Genomic DNA, 2449 nt, shown 5'->3' on the forward strand with positions numbered 1-2449 from the left:
CCAGGACCTCGAGGGCGACGACCGCCTCGACGGCCGTGGCGCCGGCCCCACCGGATGCCTCCGGAACGAGGAGCGCGGAGGCGCCGGTCTCGGCGATCCGGCCCCACACGGCGGTGCCGGGTGCGGTGTCACCGGCCGCCCAGGAGCGGATCACCGAGGGCATGTCCGACTTGGCCAGCAGCGAGTCGATGCTGGCGGCGAAGTCGACGACCTCGGGATCGAGTGCGAACTGCATGATGGAAACCCCGTTCTCAGCCGCGCGGCAGGCCGAGGAGACGCTCGGCGATGATGTTCTTCTGGACCTCGTTCGTTCCCGCGTAGATGGGCCCGGCGAGGGCGAACAGGTACCCGTCCATCCACTGCTCACCGGCGAGCTCACCGGCCGTGCCGAGCAGGTCCAGGGCGGTCTCGTGGGTCGCGATGTCCCAGTCCGACCAGAAGACCTTGTTGATCGAGGACTCGAACCCCAGGTTGGCGCCGGCGGTGAGCGTGGTGACCGTGTTCCAGGTGCTCAGCTCGTACGCGCGGGAGCCGATCCACGCGTCGACCACGCGGTCGGACAGCGCGCCCCGGGCCCGGTCGTCCAGGCCCGGTGCGGTGGACCCCCACAGTTCGAGCAGGCGATCGGTGGTGGCCAGGAAGCGGCCGGGGGAGCGCAGCGAGAGGCCGCGCTCGTTGTTGGCGGTGGACATGGCCACCTTCCAGCCCTGGTTGACCTCGCCGATCACGCCCGAACTCGCCGGGTCCGCCGGATCGTCGGGGACGAAGACGTCCTCGAGGAACAGCTCGGCGAACCCCGGCAGGCCGTCGAGCTGATCGATCGGGCGCACGGTGACGCCCTCGGCCCGCAGGTCGAACATGAAATAGGTCAGGCCCTTGTGGCGGGGCTCGTCCGGGTCGGTGCGGAACAGTCCGAAGCCCTTGTCGGCGAACGAGGCGCGGGTGGACCACACCTTCTGGCCGTTGAGCACCCAGCCGCCGTCGGCCCTCCGTGCGGTGGACCGCAGCGAGGCCAGGTCGGAGCCGGCCTCGGGCTCGGACCAGGCCTGTGCCCAGATGTCGTCGGCGCGAGCCATGCGCGGCATGATGTGGGCCAGCTGCTCGGGGGAGGCGTGGTCGAACAGCGTCGGTGCCAGGAGGAAGATGCCGTTCTGGCTCACCCGCAGGGGCGCGCCGGCGCGGAAGTACTCCTCCTCGAAGACCACCCAGTTGACCAGTCCGCAGTCGCGGCCGCCGTACTCCTCGGGCCACGACACCACCGACATGCGGGCGTCGGCCATCGTCCGCTCCCACTGTCGGTGGGCCTCGAAGCCCTCGCGGGTGTCCATGTGCGGGAGCGGTTCGGTGGGCACGTTCTCGGCGAGCCAGTCGCGGACCTCGAGGCGGAACTCCTGAGTCGAGGCGTCCAGATCCAGATCCACGGCGTCAGTCCTTCGTCTCGCCGGTCGAGCCCGTGTTCGCGCTGTCGCGCATCGAGCGGGCATCCATCCCGCCGAGCGAGGCGGAGAACGAGTCGGTGTCGTCGGGCTCCGCGTTGGCCGAGTGGGCGAACATGTGCCAGCCGAAGGCCGTGTCGAGGGAGGTCTGGAGGCCCATCTGGTCCTCGCATCCGTTGATGACCTTCTTCGCGAGCGTCAGTCCGAACGCGGGCATCGCGGCGATCTCCGCGGCGATCTCGTCGACCTTGGTCTGGAGCTCATCGCGCGGGACGACGTGGTTGCACATCCCCCACTCCAGTGCCTCGGCCGCGCCGAACCTGCGACCGGTGTAGAGGATCTCCTTCGCGCGGCGCGGGCCCAGCACGAAGGCGTGGGCGAAGTACTCCACGCCCGGTATGCCCATCTTGACCACGGGGTCGGAGAAGAACGCGTCATCCGAGGCCACGATGAAGTCGCAGACCCATGCCAGCATGAGTCCGCCTGCGATGCACGCGCCGTGCACCTGGGCGATCATCGGTTTGGGGATCTCCCGCCAGCGGCGGCACATCTGGACGTAGACCTCGGTCTCGCGGGCCAGGCGACGGTCGCCGCCGCCGCGGGTGGTGTGGTCCCACCAGAGCGCCGCGCGGTTGGGGTACTCCACGTGGTGGTCGCGCTCGGGGGTGCCGATGTCGTGGCCCGCCGAGAAGTGCTTGCCGTTGGCCCTCAGGACGATGACCTTGACCGCGTCGTCCTCGACGGCCCGGACGAAGGCGTTGTCCAGTGAGTACGTCATGACCGAGTTCTGCGCGTTGCGGAAGTCCGGCCGGTTGAGCGTGACGTAGGCGGTACCGCCCGTGACCTCGTAGGCGACCGGGTGCGTGTCCGGGCCGAGGTCGTGGACGCCGAGGACCGGGGGGATGGGCGCGTCGGTCATGAGCTGGGACTCTCCTCACCTAGCAAGTGCTTGGTTGGTACTGTACCGGACCCGCCCGCCGGCTCGGATTCAGACGCCGTAACCACCGTCGTTC

General features: G+C 69.6%; 3 protein-coding genes. All 3 read right to left on the reverse strand.

What is annotated here, in order from left to right; translation table 11 throughout:
• On the reverse strand, positions 1–235 hold a 235-nt coding region (locus G6019_RS15195), incomplete at its 3' end, for an acyl-CoA dehydrogenase family protein (RefSeq protein ID WP_182627942.1).
• A 16-nt stretch (positions 236–251) separates the two neighbouring features.
• On the reverse strand, positions 252–1421 hold the full coding sequence (locus G6019_RS15200) for an acyl-CoA dehydrogenase family protein (RefSeq protein ID WP_182613478.1): 1170 nt from the start codon (positions 1419–1421) through the stop codon (positions 252–254).
• A 4-nt stretch (positions 1422–1425) separates the two neighbouring features.
• On the reverse strand, positions 1426–2355 hold the full coding sequence (locus tag G6019_RS15205; protein ID WP_182613479.1) for an enoyl-CoA hydratase: 930 nt from the start codon (positions 2353–2355) through the stop codon (positions 1426–1428).
• Between the last annotated feature and the right edge of the window lie 94 nt (positions 2356–2449).

The sequence above is a fragment of the Dietzia sp. DQ12-76 genome (genome assembly GCF_014145045.1).
Taxonomy (GTDB): Bacteria; Actinomycetota; Actinomycetes; order Mycobacteriales; family Mycobacteriaceae; genus Dietzia.

Bases quoted from the DNA above. Each gene is read 5' to 3' on its own strand.
- G6019_RS15205 (WP_182613479.1), bottom strand. From the start codon at position 2,355: ATGACCGACGCGCCCATCCCCCCGGTCCTCGGCGTCCACGACCTCGGC.